The following is a 23,738-nucleotide window of genomic DNA, read 5'->3' on the forward strand; positions in this document are numbered from 1 at the left end:
CATGGCGAAAATTTAGCACCAAGACTCTGCGTCCCTCTGCGTTTTAAATCCCTACGAATTAATGCAAAGCTGTACTTAGTGTCTTAGTGTCTTGGTGTTTCAATGAAATTTATTTAAACAACATTAAAACGGTTTGTATTCCAATTGAAAATACACGCCGTTTTCTTGCCATGTTCTACCCTCTGAATTTGCAATATCGACTAAAGGAATACCCCAGTCTAAGCGGGCGGAAAAATTTTCTCCCATCTGCCAGAGTAAACCACATCCCAACCCTACCAAGGTATTCGGATCTGGACTACTTCTACCTGTGTTCCAACCGATGCCAAAATCAATAAATGGTGCAATCTGTAAAACTCCCTTTGCTTCTGGAGTTTGGAAGATAGGTATTCGTGCTTCTACGGAGGCAACAACACCATTGTCTGTCACTAAGGCATCTTGACGGTAGCCGCGTACGGTTGTGGGGCCGCCGATACTAAATTGTTCAATAGGAACTAGAGAATCGCTGGCTAGTTGTATGCTGGAACGTAACAGCAGGCTAGGAGAGATTGTTGATCTAGGTGTTGCTTGTGCCAAGCGGCGCAAATACAGCATTTGTCCCCGCCAGACTAAAAACTCACTATCCGGCTCATCATCATTAACAGTGGCATTAAAAGCATTGATACCCAGGCTAATTTCAGAATTTACAGCTAAGACGGCTTGGCTACCACGTTGTAACCATTCTTGAGTGAAGTTTAATTCCGAGATTCGGGTTTCTCCATTGTTATCTGCACCAGAGAAAACGGGAAAGTCTACTCCCAGAATAGAGGAGTTGGTTTCTCGTCTTGCAAACCCAAAACCAAGGGCCAGTTCTTGGCTGAGTTTGGGGGTTGCTTTTTGAATTACTGGTTGACGAAAGGTAAATTCATACTCGCGAGAGTCTACTTTAATATCCAAATCATCGAAAGGTGCTTCGATAATTTTGTTGTTGGTGATCCGGTAGGTGAACCCAATAGTCCCATTGCGGGGATTGACTGGGAAGTTATAACTGCCCTCAAACCTGTTGCTACCATCGGTGTTGCGATAACCAAAAGTAAATTCATCTCCTAACCCCAACAAACTAGTTTCTGAGAAGTCAATACCACGTTCAAAACTGCCGATGCTGGGGTTACGGTGGTTATTTAAAATCAGGCTGGTATTAAAAGTATCTGCGCCGACAACTGTTACTTCTAATAAATTAGTACCGGGTTTGGTGCCAGCTGTGAGTTCGGCATTTAATCTTTCAATCCGAGGATTGAGTTGTAACAATTGCAGTGATTCCTGTAGGCGATTAATGTTTAGTGGTTTATAACCAGCCACAGCAATGCGATCGCGCACATAGTTGCGACTTAACCGCCCTTTGACGATGTTGACTTTGATGTTTTCTAGGCTACCTTCTAATACTTGAATTTTAACGATCCCCGATAGGATTTCTTGACTGGGTATGTAGGCTCCAGATGTAATATACCCCTGTTGCAGATAAAGTTGAGTGATTTGATTTGCAGCTTGCAGCAGTTCCGCAAAGGTGATCGACTTACCGACAAAATTAGCTGTCGCCCGCTGTAACTCTTGTTGACTAAAAACTGTACTGCCAACAAACTCAAATTTTTGCACAACAATTGTCCCTGGTACATTCTGGATTTCGTCAGGGGTTGGTGGTGCTGTCGGTGGAACCTGGAGTGGTTTTTCTAAAGGTGGTAGAGGCTGAGGTTGGGGTTGTTCTGGTGTTGGCGTCACCGGATTGATCGGCTGTCCCCAAGCAGAAGATGTATTGAAGAGTAGGGAGAGTAAGGGGAGTAGGGTGATCGGATTGGTAGATGAAGAGAATTTGTGTCCCTGTATTTTTCTGTCTTTGCGTCCCGGTGTTCCCACCTCTTTACGTCTCAGTGAGTTCTTTCTAATTAGCATGACATGACGATGAACTTAATCCAGAACTGTAGGGGGTAGGTGTGGGGGTAGCTGCTGTCAGGATGACTGCACCTTTGGAGTTAACATACCAACCTCTGGCGATTGGTGGTAACTGTTGCGTTTGGTTGGTTTTGGTGGCGATCGCTCTACCAGAAATATTTTCTCCTTGACTAGGGTAAGATTCAAAACTCAGTAATGCTTCACTACTGAGTGCTTCACTTGGTCGAGGTGGCAATCCTCCGCGCCCAGTGAGGATCAACTCACTCTGCCCCTGTTTTTTGTCAGCTGGACAGACTTGTGCCACCACTTCTTCCGGCTTAGTAATCTCCTGCGGCAAGTCAAGAACTTCCTGATTTGTACTAGTATTTGGTGTCAAGATTTCTACTTGTCCATCTACTCCTAATTGAGAACTAGCACTAATCTGACATTCTGGACACACAAACAGACCTTGTGTATTAATACTGATATTTCCTCCCATACCCTCAAATGCATTAGCAGTTATTTTGCTACCTTCCAATAGCACTACAAAATCAGCCGGACTAAAGCCTGTAATCGTGATGTTACCACCGTTACTAGTGCCGCCTGCTTCCGCAGATATTTGGCTGTCACGACGCATGGCTAAAGAATTTGTCCGCAAGAAAATGTTGCCACCCTCACCGGATGTGGTTGCAGCTGTGATGCTACCTCTACTATCCAAAAAAGTAGAGTTGGTATTGATTCTGACACTGCCCGCATTACCTGTTCCCTGGTTTCTCGCGTTCACTTGACCTTCGTTTGTGATCCTCAATTTTGGTGTGTTGATTGTCACGTCACCAGATGAACCACTCGGTACAGGCGGAAGTCTAAAAAGTTGTCGGGCAATTTCACTCTCAATATTTGCACCAGCACTGATCAGACTGGATTTACCATCAACCTCGACATATTTAGAGGCATTAATGGTAACATTTCCTGCTGAACCACTGGCAGCAGTCGAAGAATCAACTCTACCGCCATCTTTGACGATCAGTTTTGGTGTATTAATAGTCAAGTCACCACCATTACCGATGTTCAGCGTCGAAACACCAATTAAACTACCTACTGATTGACTTGGTTCTTTACCAATGACTTGTACCGATTCTGTAGCATTAATGATACTGTCTCCACTAGAGCCAATACCAAAAGTACCTGCGCCTATCCTCGCCCCATTGAGAACCTGCAATTTCCCAGTGGAGAGATTGACATCTCCTGAGCGTCCAGAACCAAACGTAGAACTACCGATCAAACTCAGCGCGTTAGGATTGAAAGCTGCAAACCCGTCTACTTGCACTAAGCCTGAGACATTCACATTGACATTACCACCTGCTGCATTCGTAAAGGTAGCAGTTGAAATAGCTGCACCGTTCTTAACTATTAATTCTTGGGCTGAAATATTAATATCTCCGCCTATGTCACTTCTAAAAGTGAAAGGAGAAAAGAAAGTAGGCCGTCCTCCTCTGGAGTTTCCTCCCAATTCTGATGTAATGCCACCACCATTATCAAGAACAACAGATTGAGCATTTATTTTGATGTCTCCAGAGATTCCTGAACCTTGATTACTCGTTGTCACTAACCCTCCATCAGTAACACTCAACTTACCTGTGTTAATGATCAAATCTCCAGAAACTCCACTGGGGACAGGAGGTACTCCAAGAATCTGTCGAATGGTTTCGTTCTCAATAATCGCTCCAGAGCCAATCAAACTGGGATTGCGACCCCCTGGGGCCGTGCCAGTCACCTCTACAGATTGGGGTGCGTTGATGGTAACATTTCCTGCTGAACCAGTCGCATAAGTGGAAGCATCAATTTTACCACCACCTCGAACTACGACTTTGGGTGCAGTGATGCTCAAGTTGCCAGCATTCCCACCATTGAACGTTGAAACTCCGACGATGCTTGGTAAAAACCGGGATGGTTCTACTCCAGTAACTTCTACTGATTGAGTGGCATTAACGGTTACATCTCCCCCAGAACCAGTTCCAAAGGTGCCGGCGGTAATTAATCCCCCGTTAACAACACTCAGTCGCCCTGTTGAAATAGTCACATTTCCCGAATTGCTAGAACCGAAAGTTGAAGCACTAATCAAGCTCTGCGATGCAGGATTAATCGGTGAAACTCCAAACACTTGCACTGATTCAGGAGCATCGACATTAATATTCCCGCCTGTTGCATTCCTAAAAGTGCTAGTGGAGATTTTAGCCCCACCCCGGATATCTAATTGCTGGGTTGAAATTGCAATGTCCCCACCCTTGAGAACTGGCGAAGTTGTAGGGGAAAAAATAGCAGGCTGTCCGATCGCATTTGCTGTACCCAATTCCGATATGATACTGGCTCCGTTATCCAGAAAAATCGAACGAGCATTTATTCTGATGTTTCCAGAGGCTCCAAACCCATTATTGCTTGCTGTAATCAGAGCGCCGTCTGTAACGCTCAATTTACCTGTGTTAATTGTCACATCTCCAGAAGACCCAGAAGGATAGGGAGGCAGTCTTAATAATTGCTGCAAGGTAGGATCAACGATATTGGCAGAGGAGACAATCAGACTGGGATTGACAGATCCTGGTACTGTGCCACTCACTTCTATTGCATCTTTGGCGTTGATTGTAATACTTCCAGCAGGACCACTAGCCAAGGTAGAAGCATCTACTCTACCTCCATCTTTGACTACCAAACGTTTAGTATTAATTATTACATTTCCTGCTGCTCCGGGTCCGCCTGTTCCAGCTGTGATCTGACTGGGTGCAAAGACAAATGGTGTGAAACCAACCAGTTCGACTAATTCCGATGCATTTACAACTAGGTTTCCGCCTGAGCCAGTTCCAGCTGTGATCGATGCAATGTTACCTCCATTTGTTGCTGTGACGCGTTTGGTTGAGACTGTCAGTGTTCCCGCATTTCCAGCACCGTAGGTGGCAGCAGAAATCACACTAAAACGATTGGGATTTACTGATGAATATCCATTTACTTCTACAGATTCAGCAGCATTTATACTGACATTACCACCAGGAGCAGGAGTATAAGTAGCAGCAGAGATAACCGCCCCATCTTGCACTACTAAGCGCGGGGTAATAATATTGATGTCTCCGCTTTTGCCACCTCCAATGGTTTCAGCAAATATATTGGTGGAAATTTGCCCATCTGGTGTGGTACCAATTAATCGCAAAGATTCAGATGCATTAACGTTGATGTTTCCTGCTGATTGTGTCCCTTGGGTTTGAATTAATACGGCTGATCCATCTTGAAGTGTGATATTTCTACCTTGTAACTGGATAGAACCGCTACCAACTCCACTGGTATCTGTGATGGCGCGCGATCGCATGTCAATATTATTAAAACTAGGCGCTCCTGTATAATTCAAACTCCAAACTTGACCAGGATTAGCAGTAAGATTAACGAAAGAATTTCCACCTACACTACCTAATTCAATCCGTCCTCCTTCAGCTACAAGAACACCACCATCTAAGGTGATATCCCCCCCGACTAAAGCTAAAGTTTGCCCAGGTTGTACCTTCAGCCCGGTAGTATCGCTCCTCGTAAAAGGTGAGAAAATTTGACTTTCAACTGATAAAGTGTGACCCTGGCCTTGAACATTGATTGCTGCGGGATTTTGACCAAATTGCAAACCAACTGGTACACTAATTGTTAATAAGGGTGAATTTTGAATATTTGTAGCACTAAACTCTGTCCCATCAGCAAATTTAATACTATTAGCTGTACTTCCCAAAAAAGAACCGCCTATATTAAGTTGGGCGTTAGGGCCGAAATTAATCCCACTGGGATTAATCAAAATTAAATTTGCCCCATAATTTTCTGTTATTAATCCATCAATATTAGAACCTAAACCACCTGTGACTCGATTAATGATGTTGACAATACTATTAGTGTTGGCAGTATTTTTAAAAAAAGCTTCAGTGCTAGGAGGCACGGAAAACTCTCGAAAGCTATGGAATAGGTTGCTACCAGCTTGTCTTCCTCCAGTAATTTCAAAAACATTATTAACCTGATTGACGCTGGTTGGTAAAGTTCCATCTGGAGAAATTTGGGCTTGAGCTAAACTACTAGCAAATAGACAGCAAATGACAGTATTTATAGTCAATAAAAGACGTTGAGCCACCTGTTCCATCTTTAAAAATAAAATTATACAGATGAAAATAATTGAAACTTATTTTAGTTCTCTTTTTATGTATCACTTAAGTAAAATTAACTAAAAAATAGTATATTAAGACTAAATTTTTAGTCAATATATAAGGAAACAACTTTATGAACAAATGCCTATATTGGGTGACTACATTGGGAATGAGTACCATACTCGCATCTCCCGCCTTAGCAGTGGTTGCTCAACCCAGCAAAGTTGCATATACCATGAAGGTGACGTGTAAGACAGATACTGCAACACCTACGGTGGTTGCTAGCTTTTCCGAGCAAAAAAACGTCAAAGATTTAACAATTCTCAGTTTCTTACCTGAATATTTTTCATCCCAAGCTGCGGTGCAAAACTGTGAGAAAACAGCTAAGACTTTGCAAGCACTATATCAAACAGGTCGTGCCAAGTACCTGACTAACGACAAATCCAACGCTCAACCTGTGATTTGTGCTGTAGAACGCAGGGGTATTGGTTGCAACCACTACAGCGCTCAGGTATTATTTGCCCTTGATGAAAAGGTAAATTCTTCTCAAGCCTTATACCAGATGCTTGGTAGTGATTTTAAGCAATCACAACCCCCTGATTCTAGGACGGTTGGTAAAATGTACACTGATATCAAGCCTTCGTGGTGGCCATGGAAATAATTTAGGATTATAGAGTACATTTGATTTTTGCTTGCTCTGCTGCTTGGTAATCTGGCTTGAGTTTGAGAGCTGTTTCGAGAGCAGCAAGCCCTTCATCAGCTTGGGAAGATTGACAATAAGTTAGTCCCATGTAGTATAAAGTTTCAGCCTTTTGAGCATCTGTGAGCCGAGATTGAGTCAGCATTTCTTGAAATTGAGCGATCGCTTCTTTGTACTGCTTCAAACTTTGGAATGCTAAACCCCTTCCCCGCAAAGCAGTAAAATATTTTGGATCGTTGACTAAAGCCTGATCAAAAGCAGCAAGTGCTTCTTTATATTGTTTTTTCTGCCATAACACCTTACCTTTATGACTAAAAGCAATTGCTAATTGTCTGGTCATATTTCCTTGACGATTAAGTTTTTGCTTTTCTTGTAGCAGCTCAATTGCTGCATCAATAGTGACCAGCGCTGTATCAAATTGTTTTAATGCTAATAATGATTCAGTTTTATTAATCCAAAATACAGGGTCTTTGGTGTCAAGAGTCAAGGCTGAATCAAAAGCTGAGATCGCCTCATAGTATTGTTGCAGGTTATATAGTGCTTCCCCTTGACAATTCCAAGCATAGACAGCTTTTGGTTCGATAATCGTAGCTGTAGAGCAAGACTCTAACATCTTGTTATATTCTTGTAAACCAGCGAGGGCATAACCTCGGTTAGTCCAAGCTTGATAGTAGTTGCTATCGATGTTTAGAAGTTTGTCATATTTAGCGATCGCCTTTTTATATTCTCCTTGATTAAATAGTTCATTACCTTCTTGGAAAATAATATTTACCTCTATATTTTTATAAATATTGAAGCAAAGGGCGCTAAATCCAGCTATTGCTAGTAACAACCAAATAACTCTAATAATGATGCTTCTGGGATTAGAAATAAAATTTCTGGCTTCAAGCATAGCAAATGCTGAAAATGATTTTTTAGCATTAATCATAGGGTTGATTGCAGGTGAAACCTCAAGCAAATTTGCTAACTGTTGTTCAACCCAACTTAAATTAAAAATAGATTGGTAAATCCGATTGGCTACTTTTAATTTATTGTCTTGTTTAACTACTAATCCTATATTCAATAACTCTATTTCAACTAAGTCATCTTGAGGTGATAACTCTCCCTGTTGCAATATTTGTTGATACAATCTCAATAACCATATTGGATTACATTTTTGATTGCCAACTAAATCGTCGGAAATTTTTTGCAAATGTTCAGCAGCTATCTGAGTTTCCCAATTTGCAATCAAACGGTTTTGCACCAACTGCTGAACTGTGGATGTTTCTTCTCCAGCAGCGATAAAATTTGTATGTTCATACAGCAATTGACAAACCTTTTTAGTCAGAAAAGGCTGAGAACCTGTCCACATCAGCACTTCTTGCACTAATATTTCTGGGTTAATAGCTTTTTCCTGTAAATTGAAAATTTTAATTGTATTCTGGATCAAAGGTTGTAATTGCTCTAATTCTTGATTGATCCAATCAACATTAAAAATAGATTTATAAATCCGGTTGGCTACTTTGAATTTATTATCTTGTTTAACTACTAATCCTATATTCAATAACTCTGTTTCGACTGGGTTGTCTTGAGGCGTTAATTCACCTTGCTGCAAAATTTGCTGATACAGCCTTAGCAGTTGTACAGGATTGCAAAATTGATTTTGGACTAGACTTTGTTGAATCGCTTGCAAATGTTCAGCAGCGATCTGACTTTCCCAATTTGCAATCAAACGAGTTTGCACTAACTGCTCAACTACAGCTGCTTCTCTACCAGCAGCAATAAAATTTTCATAGTCACAGATCAATTGACAAACTTTTTGGGTGAGAAAAGACTGAGAACCTGTCCAAAACAATACTTGTTCAAGTACAATCTCTGGATGAGTTGCTTTTTCATCTAATTGAAATAATTTAGTAGTATTAAGAATCATGGGTCGCAAACGCCCTAACTCTTGTTCGACCCAATTCAAATTAAAAATAGATAGGTAAATGCGGTTTGATATTCTTAATTTATTGTCTTGTTTAATTACTAATCCTAAGTTCAACAACTCTGTTTGAACTGGACTATCGTGAGCTAGTAATTCTCCTTCCTGCAAAATTTGCTGATACAATCGCAGCAACCAGATCGAATTACATCTTGGATTAGCAACTAAACCGTCGTGAATTGTCTGTAAATGTTCAGCAGCTACCTGAGTTTCCCAATTTGCAATCAAGTGATTTTGGATTAACTGCTCAACTACAGCTGCTTCTTCACCAGCCACAATAAAAGTTTCATAATCACACAGCAATTGACAAACCTTTTGGGTTAGAAAAGGTTGAGCGCTTGTCCACGCCAGCACCTCTTGTACTAAAATTTCCGGGTTACTAGCTTTTTCACCGAATTTGAATAATTTAATGGTGCTGCGAATAAAAGGTCGCAAATGCGCTAAATCTTGGTGAACCCAACTCAATTTCACAGTCGATTGATAATGAGAACTAAGTTCTTGGATGTTTTCTTGTTGCACTGCTAACCCCCGATTCAGTAACTCGGTTTGTTTTGAGAAGCGATCGCCTGTGACTTTAGTTGAGTTCAAACTTAATTGAGCAAGTTTGTTTTTAGAGTTTTCAACCTGATTTTAAAGTAACTTCACCCCTCTCTCCTTACCAAGGAGAAGGAGTCAAGTTTTTGGTTAATTTTAGTGTACACAGTTTGTGTAGGCTACTTTCTCATAACCATTCTATTTGAGTTCTGGCATCTATCTATATGTTGTAAATATTAAATATACTTACGTGTATAAGAAAAGCTACAAAACAATATTGACGAAACATCCATACACGGATGTGTACTGCACTTTAAACTGTCATTTGCAAGCGTTACATAGACGCGTAGCGGCTCCCCGTAGGGTAGAGTCTAGATGCTACTCTGCCTTGAAGCCGTACCAAGCACCTACAGCATCACAAAAGCTCAAATTGTGACCTTGCAAAGTATATCTTGTATCAAGCCATGAACTAAAGTTTCGGCAAAAGGCTAAAAGCTAAAATCGATTACAACAGCTTAAAAACCGGTTTCTAGCCAGCTTTAAGTAGGTCGGTGAAAAGAAATCAAACTATATTAAGTAACGTAAAATTCTTGAAATAAGTTTGTAGTCAGGACTTTAGTCCTCAATAAAGGACTAAAGTCCTGACTACAAACCTTTGGTTATTTGCGCTGTCTTAATTAGCGAACTTAGACTATTAGCCGAAACTTTAATTTAGGGCTAATAATTGGATAAATATAAGTATGAATATAGTTACATTAGTTACTTCTAATTACATTTTACTAGTAGACTCAGTACTACTCTGTCAAAATTGAATCAGCGATAATTTTTGACGCCAGCAGGCGCTGACAGGATAACACGGAGAAAAATAATCGCTCAAAACTAAATTGACAGACTAGTACTCTGATTTTTAATAGGTTATATATTTGACTATGTGAAAACTTCAAATTTAATTTTTGAAGAAAGATAATCATAAAAATAGTTGTAAAAAATTGCCAAAATACTTTAAGATCAATATTCATGCAAAATGATATTAATTATTCAGCTAAAGTTAAAAGCTTAACAAGCTAAAAAATAGCAAAACTGGGTGTTCCTACTTTTTGATTTAGAGTGTGTTTCCCTTAAGTAATATTTAAATTATTCTGACTCGGCAAAAAATTCCTTTAGGCTAGACCTCGGTTTGAGGAATTAGTAGGAATTTTGTCGTCCAAATTGAAAATTTGGTACTTGTTTTCTATCCTAAAAATAGGATGTAGCTTAATTTGCTGAAAGATTGTAATTAGTGTTGCATTCGTCTGTATTTGTTCAGTTTGCTCAAAGTCATAGTCATAGAATCAAACAGAGTCTGTTTATGCATTCATGAAGTTGATTAGAAAACATAAAACATGTTTTCACTCGTTAATTTTGGAAATTAGAAAACATCACATTTTAACTGAGTGATGTATGAAAATTATTTTCAGTGACATGAGATATTTTAGTTTAATTGAAACACACGAGCAATGCTTAAAACTCATCGCAGTAAGTACCACAATATTTTTAGACCTACACAAACTAAAGTAACTACTTCAAAATTACAAAAATCTCTATGGCAGAGATTTGTCAGTTTTCCAATCAGCAGCAATAATCTGACAGTTTTAATTTTGTCTCAATTAAGTCTTATTGTTGGCTTAGGTATTAGCTCGACTGTAATCATTAATCGCAGTTTTCAGACTCAGTCACTTAAACAGGCAAAGTCAGAACTCAATCTAGCAGATTTGAATTATCATCTCAAATTAAATCAAATCACATTTAATTTGCAGAGTCAGTCAAATAATACTGCTATTATTGACGCGGCTGAAGTTTACTTATCAAATCACCAGCACAAACAAAATGATCATAGCCGACTGAGGCAAATTCTTCAAAATGAAGCTGAGAATTTAAATGTTGAATATGTCACCCTAGTTAGTCAAGACAGACGGATAATTGCCCATAGCAACTCCAATATTCAAGGGAAAATTTTTGATCCTCAAGGCTTAGTCAGCAGAGTGTTAAAACATCCTCGCTTAATTCAAGCTCACGCTGTTGTTAATTGGTCTAAATTAGAGCCAGAAGTAGCTTTAATTAGAAGTGAATTAACAAACCAAGATGCTTTGATTCGCTACACTTTGACTACTGTCAAATCTCCACAAAATCATCAAGTGATCGGAGTTTTAGTGGCTGGAGATATTGTGGATGAACAACAGGTTAACGCGCAATCAACTTCAGCATTAACAAGAGATGAAAGTTACAGCGCTGTTTATAAAAACAAAGAACCAGGGGAATTTGTTTTGGCTACAACACTGGATCAAAGTAGTGGAACAAGCTTAACTGAAGTGACATCAAATCTAAACTTATCAGAGAAATCAATACTTGCACAAGCAGCACTACGTCCAGGTGAAATTGTCACTGGCCAAATAGCCATTGCTCACCAAGCCTACACGATCGCAGCCAAAGCAATTCCTAACATCACTATTGTCACAAATAAAGGCAATGTCTCTGTAAGCACGAAGGATCGGTCAGTAGCTGTTTTGATGCAGGTAACTAAACCAGTTGAACTGCAAAATTTACTTAGACAAAATTGGTTGCAATACACCTTAGCAGGAGTTTTTGCCTTAATTGTGATTGGAATTTGGACATATATATTGAAGCGGAATACCGTTCAATCAATAAAACAGATCAAAGACGCCATCCAAAAATTGACGAATGGCGATCGCTCTGTCAGAGTCAAGATTCGCACAAATGACGAAATCGGTCAATTAGGTGTAGCTTTTAATCAAATGGCAGAAATAATTGCCCAAAAAGCTGAACAGCAGGAAAATGAAGCCAAGATCGCCAAGCAAGTCAATAGCATTACCTTTCGCATTCGGGGATCGCTCAACACTGCACAAATTTTGAACGTAGCAGTAACAACCATGCGAGCAGCTATGCAAGTAGATCGAGTCGTTGTTTACCGCTTTGATCAAAATTGGGTAGGAACAATTGTCGCTGAGTGTGTTGATGATCAATGGACAAGTGCTTTAGGTGCAGAGATTGCAGATCCTTGTTTTGCTCAAGATTACATAGACAAGTATCAAAGAGGTCGTGTCCAAGCTATAGAAAATATTTACGAAGCAGGTTTAACCAAATGTCACATTAGTCAACTTGCAGCCTTTGAAGTGCAAGCGAATTTAGTAGCGCCGATTTTGCTCAATAATAAGCTATATGGTTTACTAATCGCTCATCAGTGTTCTAGTCCTCGCCAATGGCAAGAATCAGAAATAAATCTGTTTAAGCAGGTTGCAATTCCCATTGGTTACGCGCTCGAACAAGCATACATGTTGGAACAGTCCGAAAAAGCCCGTTCTCGTGCAGAATTACTGGCGATCGAGCAGAGTCAACAAAAAGAAGCATTGCAACGACAAATTGTCAAGCTGCTACGAGATATTGAAGGAGCATCTAAAGGTGATTTGACGGTGTATGCAGAAGTCACCCAGGGAGAAATCGGGACAATTGCAGACTTCTTCAATACCATTGTTGAGAATCTTAGAGAAATAGTCACCAAAGTCAAGACCTCTGCAATTCAGGTGAATGCATCCCTTGGTAAAAACGAAGGTGCAATCCGCCAACTTGCGAATGAAGCCATCAAACAAGCAGTGGAAATTAACCGTACCCTCGATAGTGTTGAACGCATGACACTTTCCATTGCAGATGTTGCAATTAATGCTCAAAAAGCTGCTGAAATTGCCCATACAGCTTCTAATACTGCTCAAAAAAGCGAAACAGCAATGGATTTGACGGTACAAAAAATATCTAACTTGCGATCGACTATCGACGACACAGCCAAAAAAGTCAAACGCCTTGGCGATTCTTCAGAACAAATCTCGCGAATAGTCTCCTTAATTAACGAGATTGCTGTGCAAACCAACTTGTTAGCAGTCAATGCTGGGCTGGAAGCTGCTAGAGCTGGTGAAGGGAGCCGAGGTTTTGTGGTAGTTGCAACAGAAGTTGGTGAATTAGCAGCACGCTGTTCTGACGCTACCCAAGAAATTAAACAGATTGTCGAAAATATTCAACGGGAAACCAACGAAGTTGTCAAAGCAATGGAACAAGGAACTACCCAGGTAGTCGAAGGCTCTCGCATCGTCGAAAATGCTAAAACCTCCCTCAACCAAATTCTCACAGTTTCTCATCAAATTGATGAGTTAGTACAATCAATTTCCCAAGCCACTGTTTCTCAAGTCGAAACATCACAAGCTGTAACCAAATTAATCACAGAAATTTCCCAAGTCTCACAAACCACAAGTCAATCATCACGTTATATTTCTCAATCATTGCAGCAAACCGTAGGAATTTCTCAAGAATTGGAAGCAACTGTGGAGAATTTCAAGGTTCAGTAATTTAAAAGGGAACAGGGAATGGGGAATTGGGGTAGGACAAATAATGACCCTTGTCAGTAGTTTGAGTATCTCGACCTAATTATGCGATCGCTTGCAAACAAACTTAAATCTACCAAACTCCCGTCACACCTAAATTTACTACACTTGATAGCAGTGCTAGAGAGCAGACACACAACAAGCGAAAAAAGCCTATGAAACTACCAAACGGCCCAAAAACCCCATCCCTAGTACAGACATTCCAGTGGATCAACAGTCCCATGACCTATATGGAAGACTGTGCTGAACGTTATGGGGATATCTTTACATTACAGTTAACAGAACCTGTAGTTATGGTAAGCAATCCCCAAGCGCTACAGCAGATGTTGACTAGCGATACTAAAGAATTTTCAGCTCCAGGCGATCCGTTATTTGAATCTTTTGTCGGTAAGAATTCTGTAATTACTGTGAGTGGTGAAGTGCATCGGCGTCAGCGTCAGTTGTTGATGCCTCCTTTTCACGGTGAGAGAATGCGATCCTACGCTCAGGTAATTAGCAAAGTTACAGAGGAAGTTATTAGTCAGTGGCAAATAGGCCAAAATTTTGATGTTCATTCTGCTATGCAGGTTATCACTATGCGGGTGATCATGCAAGCAGTATTTGGGTTGTATGATAGTCCCCACGCCCAAGAACTAGAGAAACTTTTGACTTTAATGCTCAATCGCGGCGGGAGTTCGCCTTTACGAGCCTTGATGCTTTATTTTCCAGTGTTGCAAAAAGATTTAGGCCCGTTGACACCTTGGGGAATCTTCCTACGTCGGCGATCGCGCGTTTACCAACTTCTACATGCAGAAATTCAAGCACGTCGAGAACAAGCTGACTCATCGCGTACAGATGTTCTGAGTTTGTTGATTGCAGCACGGGATGAAGCAGGTCAACCGATGACAGATGCAGAGTTAAGTGATGAATTAATGACTTTGTTAACAGCAGGTCATGAAACTACCGCCACAGCTTTGACTTGGGTATTATACTGGATTCACAAATTCCCACAAGTACGAGAAAAGCTATTGCAAGAACTTGATACCATTGGCGATCGCTCTGGCTCTGATACTAGCTCTAATACTATTTTGAAATTGCCCTACCTAAATGCTGTATGTAACGAAAGCTTACGCATTTACCCTGTAGGAATGCTTACCTTTCCACGGGTAGTACAACAACCTCTAACTTTGTGTGGATATGATCTAGAACCGGGTACACGAGTCTTGGGGTCTATTTATCTCACTCACCAACGTGAAGATTTATACCCACAATCTAAGCAATTTAAACCAGAACGGTTTTTAGAGAAGCAATTTTCACCCTACGAATTTTTACCATTTGGAGGTGGTGCAAAGCGCTGTATTGGTGACGCTTTTGCTCAATTTGAAATGAAGCTAGTACTGGCGACAATCCTTTCAAATTTAGAATTGGCGCTAGTAGATAACTTTGATGTCAAACCAAAGCGTCGGGGTTTAGTAACAGGGCCAAATCGCCCCATTCAAATGGTTGTCAAAAATCGGCGTCAAGTTGTGTCTCCCACACCAGAAGCTGTTTCTGGGTAAATTTTGAGACTTTGAAGTTGGAAGTATCCCAAAATAAAAAAACACGCCTGCGATGCTCCGTTACGTCAGTTTCCCGCAGGGTAGAAGCAGTCTCAATACGTTTATTTTTCGGCATAATTTTGTCATGTAGAGACGTTGCAGTGCAACGTCTCTACAGGTTTTAAATGCCAATAGATTTATCTTCTTGAAGCAGTATTGGAACACATTCTAGTGAAAATTGATGAAAATAAGAGATTTACAAGATTTCAGCCAGATTTTTGTATTAAAAATCTGTTTTATGACTTGTGAAGCTAATTTAAAACTCAAAAACTTGATTTACGAGTCGCAAAACCTGATTTACAAATAGTTAGTTTATCCCAGGATTTCGTTGCTTGACATAATATTTGTGTCCTGCCAAGACAATGCCCATAAATCCCCAGAGAATCATACCGGAAATTCCTAGCATACCGCTACCAAGCGGTAGGGTAGCAAAATTGGCAAGACCGATAGCACGCGCCGCAGCCATAAAAGGATCGAAGCGAGGCTCTGAGAATTGAAAGATTTGAAACAACAGCAAAATCAATCCGCCCAGGTAAAAGATAGCGCCGAACCAACCGAGTGTGAAAAACATATCCAAAATCCCACTATCGATCACAATCGGTTCTAAAACGCCCTTTTCATTCACAATGAATGTATTGCCGATGCCGTTACCTAAAATGTTAGTCATCGCCTTACCTAAACCATCTCGATAAATTCCTTGCCTAACCTGAGCACTGTTATCATCTTCGAGATTGGTAAAAGTTTCTAAGCGGGTGGCAATTACTTCAGCGAATGGCTCCATTGTCGTCAATGGTACAACACAGATGGCCATGATCAGAACAGTCACCATCAGTCGCATTTGGATTTGTGGTTTGAGAGAAGACAGCAAGGTTAACGTTCCTACTACCCAACATCCCCACAGAGTCCGCACCATCGTCAGCAGAAATGCTAAGTAACCAGCTGCTGCGGCTGGAATACGCACAAATTCACTAGTAGTGAATAACAACAGTAAGCCCGTCATCATCATGCTGGCAAAAGGGCCAGGTGATGCCATCGTACTCCAAATCCGCAATTTAAAAGGTTCAGGATCTCCAAAGCTTGTGAGTTTGATACTTTCTAGCCAGAATCTATCCCACTCTGGAGCAATCATGAATTGGATGACGCCGTAAATTCCTGTAACTAAAACTCCCCACACAAAGGTACGGATAATGGTTTGACGATACTGAGGATATTCTCGCCAATTGATAAATATGAAGAAACCAAAACTAATCGGGGTTAACCAATCCAACATACCCCTAGCTGCGGTGAAGGGTGTAGTTTTCACAAATCCGATCATAAAGCCATAAAATACACCCAAGAAGGCTAGTACAAAGGGCATCCCACCTTTGCGAGCCGATTGGGGAAGGTTTTTTAAAGCAGTATGTAAGGTGAGAAGAGTTACTAAATACTGTGATACTAATAAAGAGCGGCTGGCATCAAAACCACTACGATAATCTATGAGGCGAGTAATCAAGGGTGTAAGAAACCACATCCACCAAGTCAAGCCGATGTAAAGAAGGGGATACCGTAGATAGAGGAAAACCCCTACACCTAAAGTACCTACAAGATAAATTGGGCGAGCGGCTGCACCACCAGCGAAAATAGATACCACTACAACCAGCACTAGCCCTACAATTGCTAACCAACCCAAACGAGGTGCTTGTTGTTGTTCTGAGCTTGTTGTTGCGTAACTAGTCAAATTACCCTGCCTATAAGTCATTCGATTTTGGATTTTTAAATTTAAGATTTTGGATCAATTGTGACTTGAAAGTGGGTGTAAGTGGGTTGGCACAAAGAAAGTTAACTCGTTAGGGTCGTCATTGGGCATTGGGCATTGGGCATGAAGCAGTTAACAGTTTCCAGTTTAATTTGATAACTGATAACTGAGAAGTTGTCCCCCTCCCCCTTGTCCCTTTTTCATCCCTGGCGACAAATTTTTTCATTGGCACTGCCTTCAAGAAGCTTGGTGGGCTTTCTCTGATGAGATGTAGTTTTGGCGGGACAACCAAGTCTGCCAAGCCTGGGTGCGTCCTTGCATAGACGCCAACCATTTTTGCCATGCTAAGGTTTTTTCTTTCGGCAAAAATCGCAGTAGTTGTAGCAAACCAAAAGCTTTGCGTGTACCAATCAGTGTAGCCCAAAGCATGAATACTACTATCCTCAGAGGTGGTAAATATTCTAGTAGAGCTAAAGTTTCATTGTGGACAGCGTTTTTCCAGGCAAGGTGGTTAAAGTTATTGCGCTGGTCTTCATCAAAACGCTGGGCTGGATAATGATCAACATTGATCAGGGGATCATAGATGAGTTTCCAACCTCGACTCCGCACTCTCAAGCTAAATGCCAGTTCAAAGTGTACTTGTGCGCCTGTACCAAGCATACGTTCATCAAAGCGCAACCCTGCGATCGCACTACGACGATAGGCCATATTCACGCCTTTGAGTACGTCTACTTCTCGCGCTGTACCCTTACCAGTATGGTGGTTGCCGATTACACGTCCATACCACTGTAATTTCCCTACCACTTCTGACACACCTTGGTAGATGAGTTCATTACCCACATACACCAAATCCCGTCCACCGACACCACCAATGCGACTATCAGACAAAAAGTGGCTTTCCATCCGCGCTAACCAATCTGGGTGCGGTGCAGCATCATCATCAGTAATGGCGATTATATCTCCAGTTGTTGTATCTAAACCGACATTCATCGCTGCAACTACACCAGGGACTGTAATCGTTGCTGCTTCTAACTTGAAGACTGTGGGATGATAATTCTTAAGAAATGCCCAGGTATCATTATCTGTATCACGCACTACTACCACAACTTGCTGAGGTTTACGAGTTTGTTGTTCTAGTGCTTTGAGACACCGCGCCAAATCTTGAGGACGACGGTAGGTAGGAATCATGACGCTGATTGTGATCACGAGCTAACACCTGCACTCAGCTTAGAAGTACTCTTGAGCCGACTTAACCAGCCTTTAACTACACCTTTTAACTTTAATGTCATATGAAGTTGCCAATCAAATATGGGAGCAAAACCACAGGAACAAGCTAAAAGACGTAACCGTAATGCTGGTGAATCACCTAATTCTTTTAATAAAGTAATCAGTTCTGCTCGTTCATCTGCGGTGAAAATCGGAGAGAAACAAGCAGCAGCATGAATCAACGCCATTTTTTGCCGAAATTTGTCAATTACTTTGGTATCCCAACCTCTTCTTTGAAAAGCAGGGATAAAACTTTTGTTGTAAATCCAAATATAAGCTTGCAGTTGATCACCTTTGCGCTTGGGGCGTATTTTGTTGGTGTCAGTCCAGACGCGGTACTCGGCTAATATTTGATCTGAATAAACATTGCCATAACCAGCATCAGACATTCTCACAGCTAAATCATAGTCTTCGCTGTACTTGAGGCTACCGTCGCCATAAAACCCAACTTCTCGCAAAGCTTGACTTTTAAATATAAAAATGCTAGAAGCCGTCCGCAGACCTGAAACTGAGGCTTGTAGTGCTTCATCCGCACTTTGAAACTCATGCTTTCTCACTACTCTGCGGATGCTGTGTTTTTGTCCGCGCTCATCAATTTCCTGAGTCGCAACGTGACCCCAACCAGCTTCAGGATATTTTTGCATCAGAGCGATTAAAGTCTCAACATAACGAGGTGCGATCGCATCATCGGAATCAAGACGGATGACATAATCGGTATTGGGCTGACTTAAAACCCAATTACAATTAGGGGTCATGCTCAAATTTTCTGGATGGCGGTGATAACGAATTTGGGGAAATTGCTGACATAGTTGTGCCATCACCTCTGGTGTATTGTCAGTACTGGCGTTATCAGCAACCCAAACTTCTACATTCGGATAAGTTTGAGCGCAGGCTGTACCTACAGATTCTAGTAAATACTGGGCTTGGTTATAGGTAGGAATACAGATAGCAACTGATGGTAATTCTGGCATAGGAAAATATCATAAAAATAGGAATGTGGAAGTTAAAACTAAAGAGGGTGAAAATAACTTAATTACCCTCTCACCACTTCAAAAAATCAACTATTAATTCCTGAGTTTTTGTATTCTTTGTGGTTTATTAAATATAGATATCTTTTTGTTAGGAAGAAATCAAGTTAATCTTCCTGTTGAGTAGTGCTATTTCCCGCTACTTCTTTTGATCTTTAAGATGATTTAACTAACTCTTCAAATACATCCACATAACTCTTCGCCATCAATTGCCAACTATGTTGTTCAGCAAGAGTTCGAGCAGCCTGACCCATTTGCTTACGTAAGGCGCGATCGCTCGCTAAAGATGATAGTGCCTGTGCTAAAGCTTCTGTATCATTAGGATCTGACAGCACAATCCCTGCTTCTGGTTTTACCAATTCTGCTGCGCCGGTAGTTACCGCAGTAATTACAGGTAAACCACAAGCCATAGCCTCAATCACCACTAATCCAAAAGGATCATAGCGGGAAGGAAAGACCAAAAAGTCTACCGCTTTCATTAACTCCGGCACATCATCACAAAGTCCCAGAAAATGTACTCGCTCATTTAACCCCAAGGATGCAGCTAGTTGTAAATAGGGGCTACCTTCCGTAGTTCCCGCAACTGCTAAATGTAAATCTGGCACTTTCACTAAGGCATGTAAAACCGTATCCAGATTTTTGCGTGGAATTCTAATATCCCCCGCAAACAGCGCCAGCGGTACATTTTGGGGCAGATTCCACAGTGAGCGATCGCTCACTCCAGGTGAAAACTCTTGCAAATCAACGCCATTAAAAATTACTTGCAATCGTTCTGGTGGTACACCAATTTCCAATAAATCCTTTCCGACTTTATCAGATACAGCTACAACTACCTGTGCTTGCTCAAAAGCTGATTTTTCCCAACGCGCATTCATCGATGTATACAGCCATTGGTAAAAATCGTATAAAACTCCCCGTGGATTTAGTACATTCTTTACCGACTTGGGCGTAACCCCAATAGCAGAGAATTTTAGCCAAGAACTATGAACAAAATGCACTGCATTCACATCAGCAGGTGCTGTTGTAATTGCGCCATTAGCTTTGATGACATCAAACTCACCTTGGTGTTGACGCAGCCAATTACCACTCCGCCAAGAGAAAACCATGTTACGAAGAATTTCTGTCGGCCAGCCTTTGACTGGAATACTAATCCATCTGACTTGGCTATGCTGCTGTAACTCTGGAGCCACTTGGCTGGCTAACAAAATAACATCATAACCCCGACGAATTGCTTCCCAGGCAACTTCATAGTTTACTCGACCCTGACCATTACCTTTGACAACATTGTGGGTGACAATGCAAAGTTTCACGCTCACTATCCTCTAAAATCAATTTTCTGCTTAATTCTCAAATTCCAGATGGCAATAATAATCTTTGAATCCGAGAACGTCGAATAATTTCCGGCCAAGCTTGGATAGCTTTGTTTCTAAATAAGTATCTTGACATTTGTAAAAAGTATATAAGCAGAAAAGCGATCAATTTTAAAGGGTTAGGGAACAAATCTTTATAGCGTTTAATACCAATGTAAAGACGAGCCGCTTCAATATTTAAGTCATAATAATTCAAGCCACCAATATCCAGATCAGATGTGCCAGTTGCCAACACACTGTTTACTGGGTTGATATCAGCTTTTAATTCTGGGCAATATAAAATCTTGTAACCACGCTTAATTGCCCTAAGAGCAAGTTCAGCATCTTCATAACCAAAAAAGATATTTTCATCCCATTGTTCTTGGGTCAAAAATTGTCTGGGAAACACAGTAGCGTGAATCACTACAGTTTGAGGAGTATCATCAGTAGGTGAAAAATGTCCTTGGAAAGTGAGTCTAGCTGGTACAAAGTGGGCGTATTCGTTTTTGCTAGTACCTGTAAGAATAGTCTGATTTCTTTCCTGGTTTGACATTTGCGAATATCTTTCTATAGCCACACTAAAAAATTCTGGCTGCACACAAATATCATCATCAACAAAAGCCACAAAATCAGTTTCCGATTCTGAAATTGCATTCACTGCATTGTTGCGGTTAGCGCAAACACCACGACGAGGCCCTTGGATATAATTTGTACCTGGATATTTCTGAACAACTTGGTAATTTGCCTGCTGTACTTCAGGATCACTAGAGTCATCAGAAACGACAACCATGTGGGGTTTTACTTGAGAATTCCAAAGTGCTTTTAAGCAAATATCTAATGATTCTGTACGATTTCTAGTTGTGATGCAAGCGGAAATTCGCATTTCTTTTTACCTCTGAATTGAGAATAGGGAACGTGGGTTTGTAGTCAGGACTTTAGTCCTCTTTGATCATTACGTTAAGGGCTAGAGCCGCTGACTGCAAACCCCGCATACTATGTGGTGAACTACTAACTTTAAATATTTCTTATAGTCTGTTAAAACTTAGCGGCTATTTTTGGAGGAGTAAAACTCAACATTAAAGCAGCTATAGTCCGTAAATTAAACTGTTGACGTAAGGAACGCCAAAGATAGGGACGTGCTTGTTTAGTTTGTTCAGCTCGCATTAAGCCAATTCCTAAACTTGTGCTGACTTTTACCCATTGCTGTTGGAAATAGGTTTTAAATTCTTGAAGATTTTCATCTTCCATAAATCTCTCTAAGCAAAACATATCTGCCTGAGATTTACGGATTTTTGCTTGGTAATTAAGCCTACCACTTTGCACGGTTTCCGTTTGGTCATGCCTACGATATCTAGTTAATTTTTGAGGACAATAATAAGCTCCCATCCCTGTACGACAACACAAATAAGTTAAATAAACATCCCATGAACCACCAACTTCTGAAGGAATACTATCCCAATCTATGGCATCATTACGAATGACGGCAGCCATTGCAGAAGCTATGGCTTGATCCACCAAACCAATTTTGTAAAAAGGTTGATAAATACCTTCGGGTAAATTTGCCCGTTTAAATAATTGAGAACAGTATTCTGTCAGATAATCGTCAATTGTGCCATCGGCATTAATGACGGAATGATCACAAAAAGCTAGTACTAAATTCGGATTTGCTTCTAATGGGGGAACAAGCTTTTCTAAAAAGTTTTCTTCCCATAAATCATCATCAAGCAAAGCCGCAACGTACTTTCCCCGTGCCATTTTAAAAGCTTTGATGGTGTTAGGGAGCATACCTAAGTTGGTTTCGTTGCGTGAGAAACGAATACGTGGGTCATTAAAAGATTCCACAATCACTTGGGGGTTTTCCGGACTGCAATTGTCAGAAACAATAATTTCTATATTTTTATAGGTTTGGCGAGTAGCACTTGTCAAAGCTTGTTTTAAGTAGTCTGGACGATTGTAAGTGGGCGTAATAATGCTGACTAAGGGAGTATCTGACTGAGAATTTATATTCATGGCTTGGAAAGATGTATATAAATTAACTAGTTGTTGTGGTTTTTCGTAATAAAGATAAGGCGCTATTTAATAAGAATAAGCGAGAAGCCGATCGCACAACTCGAAAAGATTGGCTGTAGGTAAGAGCGGCTTGAATTTGAGCGATCGCTCTGGATGTATCACCTATTTTTAGTAAATCTCTGGCGGTTTCCAGGGCAAAGAAAGCGCAGTTTTGTTTAGCGTTTTGATAAACTTTCTTGGGTACTCTATCACCTAGATATAATTCAAAACTTTTGATCACCTGATACAAAGATTTAGCATAATGACCATCCGCAAGATTGGTAGAGGTGCTAGAAGCTAAGTGCATTCGCCATGTCGCTAAAGGTTCAGCTTCAAACCAAACTGGGTAATTAGCAAAGATTCTTACCCACATCTCCCAGTCAATACACAAACCACAGCGACTATCAAATGCACCTAGTTTTTCGTAAACTTCCCGACGTACTGCTATAGATGGTGGTGAAATTCGACAAACATCAGCAATCTGCTCTAGCCACTCACTGGGCAAAATTCCACTTTCAGGTTGTTCTAGGTCAGTAATTTTTATCCAATGACCATACTCATTCATGAAAATGGTACGACAGAAAGCTGCACCAATTTCTGGGTGTTTGTGGAAAGCACGTCCAAGTTGTTCGTAAAATCCAGGTCTGACAAGATCATCAGCATGGAGGATGTGAACTAAATGACCACGAGATAATTCTATACATGTCTGAAAGTTGTTCACCATACCCACATTTGTGGGCTGGCGATGAAATTCAATGCGATCGCTTCCTAATTCGGTAATAGTTTTTGCTGGGTCATCTTTAGTAGAACAATTATCAACAACAGTGATCTGCATCACTTCCCTACCTGGATCTTCTGCTAACACGCTAGCTAGTGTTTCCCGCAGATAGTTCCCACTATTATATGTTGGGATCATTACTGACCAGAGAGGACGTGGTACATCTTTGGAAACAGGTGGAACTACAGGAAGATAGGGATTTGGTTCGTTGGTCATAAAATTATGAGAATTTAATAAAGTATGTTGTATGTGAGCCAACTACGAACT

General features: G+C 40.7%; 13 protein-coding genes. 3 read left to right on the forward strand and 10 right to left on the reverse strand.

The window, feature by feature from the left end:
• Positions 1–123: 123 nt before the first annotated feature.
• The gene (locus ACE1AT_RS02370; RefSeq protein ID WP_374865711.1) at positions 124–1,923 is read right to left on the reverse strand and encodes a ShlB/FhaC/HecB family hemolysin secretion/activation protein; all 1,800 of its coding nucleotides are present in this window, start codon (positions 1,921–1,923) and stop codon (positions 124–126) included.
• Complete coding sequence (locus ACE1AT_RS02375; protein WP_374865712.1) at positions 1,913–6,061, reverse strand: filamentous hemagglutinin N-terminal domain-containing protein; 4,149 nt, start codon at positions 6,059–6,061, stop codon at positions 1,913–1,915. Before ACE1AT_RS02375 ends, ACE1AT_RS02370 begins: the two co-directional genes overlap by 11 nt.
• Before the next feature lie 137 nt (positions 6,062–6,198).
• On the opposite strand from ACE1AT_RS02375, the gene ACE1AT_RS02380 reads away from it, so the two are divergent.
• Positions 6,199–6,726, forward strand: coding sequence for a COP23 domain-containing protein (locus ACE1AT_RS02380; RefSeq protein WP_374865713.1), 528 nt, complete (start codon positions 6,199–6,201; stop codon positions 6,724–6,726).
• A gap of 7 nt (positions 6,727–6,733) precedes the next feature.
• Here ACE1AT_RS02380 and ACE1AT_RS02385 read toward each other — a convergent pair whose 3' ends face one another.
• A complete protein-coding gene (locus ACE1AT_RS02385; protein WP_374865714.1) occupies positions 6,734–9,316 on the reverse strand; it encodes a tetratricopeptide repeat protein in 2,583 nt (860 codons plus the stop codon).
• Between the two features lie 1,442 nt (positions 9,317–10,758).
• Here ACE1AT_RS02385 and ACE1AT_RS02390 point away from each other — a divergent pair.
• Together ACE1AT_RS02390 and ACE1AT_RS02395 are read left to right on the forward strand one after the other, a co-directional pair.
• A complete protein-coding gene (locus tag ACE1AT_RS02390) occupies positions 10,759–13,653 on the forward strand; it encodes a methyl-accepting chemotaxis protein (RefSeq protein WP_374865715.1) in 2,895 nt (964 codons plus the stop codon).
• Between the two features lie 191 nt (positions 13,654–13,844).
• The gene (locus ACE1AT_RS02395) at positions 13,845–15,227 is read left to right on the forward strand and encodes a cytochrome P450 (RefSeq protein ID WP_374865716.1); all 1,383 of its coding nucleotides are present in this window, start codon (positions 13,845–13,847) and stop codon (positions 15,225–15,227) included.
• 346 nt (positions 15,228–15,573) lie between these two features.
• On the opposite strand, the gene ACE1AT_RS02400 is transcribed toward ACE1AT_RS02395, so the two are convergent.
• The 7 genes from ACE1AT_RS02400 to ACE1AT_RS02430 form a co-directional block, all read right to left on the reverse strand.
• Positions 15,574–17,004, reverse strand: a complete 1,431-nt coding sequence (locus ACE1AT_RS02400) for an O-antigen ligase domain-containing protein (protein WP_374865717.1) — start codon at positions 17,002–17,004, stop codon at positions 15,574–15,576.
• A gap of 234 nt (positions 17,005–17,238) precedes the next feature.
• Entirely contained in the window at positions 17,239–18,207 is a 969-nt protein-coding gene (locus tag ACE1AT_RS02405; protein WP_374865718.1) for a glycosyltransferase family 2 protein, read from the reverse strand.
• A complete protein-coding gene (locus tag ACE1AT_RS02410; RefSeq protein ID WP_374865719.1) occupies positions 18,204–19,238 on the reverse strand; it encodes a glycosyltransferase family 2 protein in 1,035 nt (344 codons plus the stop codon). Before ACE1AT_RS02410 ends, ACE1AT_RS02405 begins: the two co-directional genes overlap by 4 nt.
• Before the next feature lie 212 nt (positions 19,239–19,450).
• Positions 19,451–20,605, reverse strand: coding sequence for a glycosyltransferase family 4 protein (locus ACE1AT_RS02415; RefSeq protein ID WP_374865720.1), 1,155 nt, complete (start codon positions 20,603–20,605; stop codon positions 19,451–19,453).
• Between the two features lie 37 nt (positions 20,606–20,642).
• The gene (locus ACE1AT_RS02420; protein ID WP_374865721.1) at positions 20,643–21,527 is read right to left on the reverse strand and encodes a glycosyltransferase family 2 protein; all 885 of its coding nucleotides are present in this window, start codon (positions 21,525–21,527) and stop codon (positions 20,643–20,645) included.
• Positions 21,528–21,679: 152 nt separating this feature from the next.
• The gene (locus ACE1AT_RS02425) at positions 21,680–22,654 is read right to left on the reverse strand and encodes a glycosyltransferase family 2 protein (RefSeq protein WP_374865722.1); all 975 of its coding nucleotides are present in this window, start codon (positions 22,652–22,654) and stop codon (positions 21,680–21,682) included.
• 22 nt (positions 22,655–22,676) lie between these two features.
• A complete protein-coding gene (locus ACE1AT_RS02430) occupies positions 22,677–23,687 on the reverse strand; it encodes a glycosyltransferase (protein WP_374865723.1) in 1,011 nt (336 codons plus the stop codon).
• Between the last annotated feature and the right edge of the window lie 51 nt (positions 23,688–23,738).

This window comes from Pelatocladus sp. BLCC-F211 (genome assembly GCF_041928655.1).
In the GTDB taxonomy this organism is placed as follows: Bacteria; Cyanobacteriota; Cyanobacteriia; order Cyanobacteriales; family Nostocaceae; genus Pelatocladus.